The following is a 5,963-nucleotide window of genomic DNA, read 5'->3' as shown; positions in this document are numbered from 1 at the left end:
GCACACTACCGTATTGTTGGAAACTATGGCCGGCAAAGGGACTGAAGTGGGCCGCACCTTTGAAGAAATTGCCCGTATTATTGATGGCGTGAAGTTAAAAGAGTACATTGGTGTCTGCATGGATACCTGCCATATTCACGAAGGTGATTATGATATTATCGGCGACTTGGATGGTGTTATGGAGTCTTTTGACAAAATCGTCGGCCTCGACCGTTTACATGCCATTCATTTGAATGATTCTAAAAACCCGCGGGGTGCTCATAAAGACCGTCATGAAAAAATCGGCGAAGGTCATATCGGTTTGGAGGCTATTACGAAGGTAATCAATCATCCGGCATTGCGCAATTTACCATTCTATTTGGAAACGCCGAATGAATTGGATGGCTATGCGAAGGAAATTGCCTTGTTGCGCAGCGTTTATAAAGAAGCGTAAGGTATGAGCTACTTAGGTTTTTCAAAATCTCTATAAAAGGGAGCCTATAGAGAAATTCAGTGTTTAGCGTGTTTTGAAGAGGGATACTATGCGGATATTACACACCGGTGATTGGCATTTAGGCCGAATTTTTTATGCCCGCCATCTTACGAATGACCAGGCCTATGTACTGGAGCACCAATTTTTTAAGATGCTGAAAGACGAAAAGATAGATGCCATTGTTATTGCGGGCGATGTGTTTGATCGCGCCGTGCCGCCTGTGGAAGCGGTGGAACTATGGGATATGGTGATTACTAAATTGGCCTTGGACTATAAAATTCCGACGCTGGTAATCGGTGGCAATCATGATAGTGCGGAGCGTCTCGACATGGGCCGTGATTTGTATTCTAAATCACACGTTCATGTGTGGGGCCGGATGGACCGCAGTTTAGAGCCCCTTTATTTAGAAGATGGGCATGGCGAGATTGCTTTTTGTCCTATGCCGTTTACGGAACCGCGCACAGTTTTGACCAATTTATTGGAAACCGTTCCGGCGGCACATCGTTTGGATGAGTGGCAAAATCTGGCAGTAGCCTATGGCGAAACGTATGCGGCTTGGGCCGATTATTTGCGTAGCCTCGTACCGGAAGGAATGCGTACGGTCGGCATGGCTCATACTATGGTAGCCGGCAGTATTACCAGTGAATCGGAACGTCCTTTGGTAATTGGCGGTACTGCTAATGTGGGGGTGGACGTATTTGCGCCGTTTAACTATACGGCCCTGGGGCATATTCACCGGCCACAACGCATGGGGGCCGATAACATTCGCTACAGCGGGTCTCTATTAAAATATTCCTTTGATGAGGCGAATCATAATAAGTCGTTTACCATTGTTGATATGGATGCAAAGGGTGACTGCCAAATTGAACAGGTCGGTATCGAAGCGTTACATGATGTAGCCATTGTCAAAGGCAATTTTAATGATATTTTGCAAGATACGGCACTTCATGAAACTTACAAAGATACGTATTTACAAGTTGAACTGGCAGATACGGAACCGGTTATCGACGGCATGGCACGCTTGCGTGACGTTTTTCCATACGCCATGTCCTTGGAGCTTACGGGCCGTATGCAGGCGGAAATGACTGCCGACAATCGCGTAAATTATAAAGAATTATCAGAGCGTGAATTATTTGAAGATTTTGCTTTGGCTGTTCGTAATGAGCCGTTAAGTGACGAGGAGAAGGAATTTATGAACTCTCTTTGGGAACGTTTGATTAAGGAGGACTGACATGAGACCTTTAACTTTAACAATGACGGCGTTTGGTCCTTATGCGGAAACGGTTCACTTGGACTTTGATGATTTGAAAGAAGAAAGTTTATTCCTCATTACGGGGCCGACGGGAGCCGGTAAAACAAGTATTTTAGATGCCATGGTGTATGCTCTGTTCGGCGAATCCAGTGGCGGTTTGCGCAGCGGCACGAGCATGCGCAGTGATTACGCTTCGCCTGAAACATTAACGAAAGTTACCTTTACTTTTTCAGTAGGTGACGGCCAATATAAGATTGAACGGTGTCCGAAACAAAAAGTAAAGAAACGCCGCGGTGAAGGCTTTCGCGAGCAGGCTGCTGTAGCATCATTAGCCGTTTTAGAAGACGGCGAATGGCAGGAGTTCAGCAGTCGCGCCAATGACATTAAGGAAAAGGTGCATGAGATATTGGGCTTTAGAGCGGAACAGTTTTTGCAAGTCGTATTACTGCCGCAAGGAGAATTTCGCAAACTCCTGGTAGCCCCTACTTCAGAGCGTGAAACGCTGATGCACAGTCTCTTTCGCACTGAAATTTACGCCCGTTTGCAGGACATGCTCAAGGAAGAGCATGACAAAGTATATGCATCGGCGCGTGAGGTGGTGGACCGTCAACGATATTTATTGAGTACAGAAGATGTGAAGACGGAAACAGATTTGCGTGAAAAATTAAGCCGTGCCGAAGCGGAACAGACAAAAGCGGCGGGCATCTTAGCCGAGGCGCAAGCCAATCAGGTAAAAATTTTGGCTGACTATGAATTAGGGGAAAAACGCCAAACATTAGGCGCCACCATTAATGAAAAACAAGCGGAACTCGCTGATTTGATGAAACAAGCAGAATCTGTTAATGGATCGCGGCAAATTGTAGAGCGTTTGGAACAAGTGATGCCGATTTTTCAGAAAGAGACAGAACTGGCAAAATTAGAAGCTAAAAAACAGCAGCTTGCCGATGATTTAATAGCTGCGCGGACCGACAAAGAGGCACTCATGAAAACCGGGGCGACGCTAACTGCTACGAAGGCATCCTTGGCAGAGCGTAAACCTATGAGTGAAACCTATCGTTTGGATATTCACAAGGCTGGCGAGATTAAAGCGCATTTTGATGCTATCACGTTACTTCAGACTGAATTAAAACAGCTCGTGGAAGACGTTGAAAATGCAAAAGAGGCTGTAAAGGAGGCGAATGAACTTTTAAAAACTAAGCTGGAAGAAGCGGATACGACAAGTAAGAGTGTAGCAGAACTTCGGCAGGCTTTAGGTAATCAGAGTCAACTCATGAAGGAACGTGAGGCTGTTTTAAAGGCCGTTCAACTGGGTGAAAACGCAGCGCGGTTAATAGAAGAGCGAGCAGCGGCCAAAGTACAAGCAGCTAACACTCGTCATGCTTATGAAGAAGCTAAGCAGCAGGAAGAATTAGCTTTCATGGAGCGAGCGCATCAGGAAAATCTGCGCCGGCAATTTGCGGCAGCGGGATTAGCAATCGCTTTGAAAGGCCATGAAGCCTGTCCGGTTTGTGGATCTACGGAACATCCTCACAAGGCTGTTTTGCCTGATGAATACTCGGAAGAAGCCATGGCGAACGCAGAAAAAGTGTATAGTGAAGCGTTACAAGAATCATCCGCTCGGGCGGAACGACAGAGCGCGGCTGCCGAGCAATGGACCCGTGCCGATGAGGCGGTCAAAGAAAGTGAAAGTGCTATAGCAGCCTGGTTGGCTGAACATGGCGATATAGATATAAAATCAACGGTTGCCTGTGAGTTCTTGGCAGAGGCGGACAGTGTTAAAACTATTCTGAATCAGCGCAGTCAAGCCTTAGCCGTAAAAGAGAAGAAAGTTACACAATTGAGTGATACCCTTACGGCTTTAAATAATACGATCGAGACTATTCGTGCCGAACTGAAAGAGAAAGAAACAAGCTATCAGGATATGCGCACGAAGCTCGTGGGTAAGCAGGAAGGTTTGACGCTTCATCAAGATGCGGTAAAAGCGATAGATAAGGTTTCTTGGGCAAAAGAATTACAAGCTAAAGAGACGTGGCTCGCCGCTTTTGAAAAAGAACAGCTTCAATTTGAAGAAGCGGAGCGTGATTATTTACAGGCCAAGAGCTCAAATGGAACGACGATTATAAATCTGGAAAAACAGCAGCGGGAAACGATGCACGAGGCTACGGTTAAAGCGCAGGAGATTGAAGCGGAACTTCACCGATTGAATTTGAGTGCAGCAGAGTTGATGGATCTTCGGCCGATGGTGGCACGCAAGCAGGAATTCGTAACAACCGTCAAGAATTATGATGCGGCAGTGGACCGAGTGCAAACTTTGCTGACGGCGGCTTCCAATGATTTAGCGTCTTTAGCAGAACCGTCCATGGTCGTAACGAAAGAAATGAAGGACGAAGCGTCAGCTATCTATGAAAACGCTGTGCGCAACGAAACGAAGGCAGCGGAGACGGTTCGTCATCTCCGGGAAGTTTTAGCCGAATACAGTAAATTAGTGGCTGATAATGCGGCGATAACCGAACAATTCGGGTTTATTAATAATCTCTATGAGCTTGCTAATGGTGGCAATGCCGGGCAAAAAGGCGTAACCTTTGAACGCTATGTGCTGGGGGCTATTTTGGAAGAAGTGGTGGTAGCCGCCAATGTACGGCTACGTCAGATGAGCCGTGGGCGCTATGAATTGCGCCGTGCTCAGGCGGACAGTGTCAGTCGCGGTCATCGTGGCCTTGATCTGTCGGTGCTTGATACTTATACGGGTTATGAACGGCCGGCTAATACCTTGTCCGGCGGTGAAACCTTCCTTGCTTCTTTGTCGTTGGCTATGGGTTTAGCCGATATTATTCAAGCCTATGCCGGTGGGATTCACTTGGATACGATTTTCATTGATGAAGGTTTCGGGACTTTGGATCCGGATACGCTCGATATTGCCATGGAGACCTTGGTGGAATTGCAAAAATCGGGACGCTTGGTTGGTATTATTTCTCATGTACCTGAATTGAAGGGGCGCATACCGGTCCATCTGGTAGTGGAAGCTACCAATAAGGGCAGTACGGCTCACTTTTTAGTACCATAAATATACGGGCGAAGAAAATGTGTAGCCCTAAGCGTGTTGAAAGCGATACATCATATAGTAGTTTGTCATATTGTTACTTCATCATATAGCAATATATCGAGATTTATGATACTATTAAATAGCAGTATTAAATATTTTGAGCAGTAAACTTTGAAATAGAAAATTAAATAAGTTCCTATGACTTTGTATGTGATGAGAGGAGATTACAAACATGAAATTTACAATGGTACATAATAATTTTAATGTTCGTGATTTAGATAAAAGCATTAAATTTTACGAAGACGCTTTAGGCTTAAAACCGGGTCGTCGCATTGAACCGGCTGACGGTTCTTTTAAAATCGTATATTTGGAAGACGGTAGCAGTAATCATCAGTTGGAATTGACATGGTTGCGTGATTGGGACCGTCCGTACAATTTAGGTGATAACGAATTCCATTTGGCATTCGTTGTTGATGATTATGAAGGGGCTTTCAAAAAACACAAAGAAATGGGTTGTGTTGTATATGAAAACCCTAACATGGGCATTTACTTTATTGCCGATCCGGATGGTTATTGGTTGGAAGTAATTCCGGCGACTCGTTAATTTGGAATTATAGCGACTCGTTAATTTGAAATTATAGTCGTTTTTAAAACGCTGCTGCCTAAGAGCGGCAGCTTGTAGTAGTCACTTCGGTGGCAGTCAGTAAAAAGTGTATTATTGATGGGAGATTTGAATGGAACACATGTTTACCCGCTTGGAATGGCTGGTAGGAAAAGAAAAATTAGAAAATTTGGGTACTAAATCGGTAGCCTTGTTTGGTTGCGGCGGTGTAGGCGGTTTTGCCATGGAAGCATTAGTGCGTACCGGTATCGGTCGTTTAGTTTTGATTGACGGCGATAAAGTTACGGTGAGTAATTTGAACCGTCAGCTTATTGCGACGCAGGAAACTATCGGTCGTCGTAAAGTTGAAGTTGCGAAAGAGCGCGCTTTGTCGATTCGACCTGATATGCAGGTAGATACTTACGATATCGTATATACCAAGGAAGCGTATCCTGATTTTATCAAGGACATTAAGGTAGATTTTGTTATCGATGCGATTGACATGGTAACGGCTAAATTGGCGATTATTGAAAACTGTCAGGAATTAGGTATTCCTTGTATTTCGTCAATGGGCACGGGTAATAAGATGCATCCG

At 45.1% G+C, this 5,963-nt stretch carries 5 protein-coding genes; all 5 read left to right on the top strand.

From position 1 onward, the window contains the following. A partial coding sequence (locus E7204_RS09040; protein ID WP_295183840.1) for a deoxyribonuclease IV occupies nucleotides 1–433 on the top strand: 433 nt, incomplete at its 5' end. Nucleotides 434–521: 88 nt separating this feature from the next. Then, nucleotides 522–1,703, top strand: a complete 1,182-nt coding sequence (locus tag E7204_RS09035) for an exonuclease SbcCD subunit D (RefSeq protein WP_295183837.1) — start codon at nucleotides 522–524, stop codon at nucleotides 1,701–1,703. A gap of 1 nt (nucleotide 1,704) precedes the next feature. Then, nucleotides 1,705–4,788 (top strand): AAA family ATPase, encoded by a 3,084-nt coding sequence (locus E7204_RS09030; RefSeq protein WP_295183834.1) that lies wholly within the window; start codon nucleotides 1,705–1,707, stop codon nucleotides 4,786–4,788. A 211-nt stretch (nucleotides 4,789–4,999) separates the two neighbouring features. Continuing rightward, the gene (locus E7204_RS09025; protein ID WP_021840760.1) at nucleotides 5,000–5,371 is read left to right on the top strand and encodes a VOC family protein; all 372 of its coding nucleotides are present in this window, start codon (nucleotides 5,000–5,002) and stop codon (nucleotides 5,369–5,371) included. 130 nt (nucleotides 5,372–5,501) lie between these two features. Next, nucleotides 5,502–5,963: ThiF family adenylyltransferase (locus E7204_RS09020; RefSeq protein ID WP_295183831.1), on the top strand; the 462-nt coding region annotated here is incomplete at its 3' end.

Source organism: Veillonella sp., from assembly GCF_015058545.1.
Lineage (GTDB): Bacteria > Bacillota > Negativicutes > Veillonellales > Veillonellaceae > Veillonella_A.
Note: the sequence above shows the minus strand (reverse complement) of the source record. Positions and strands in the feature narration are given on the sequence as shown.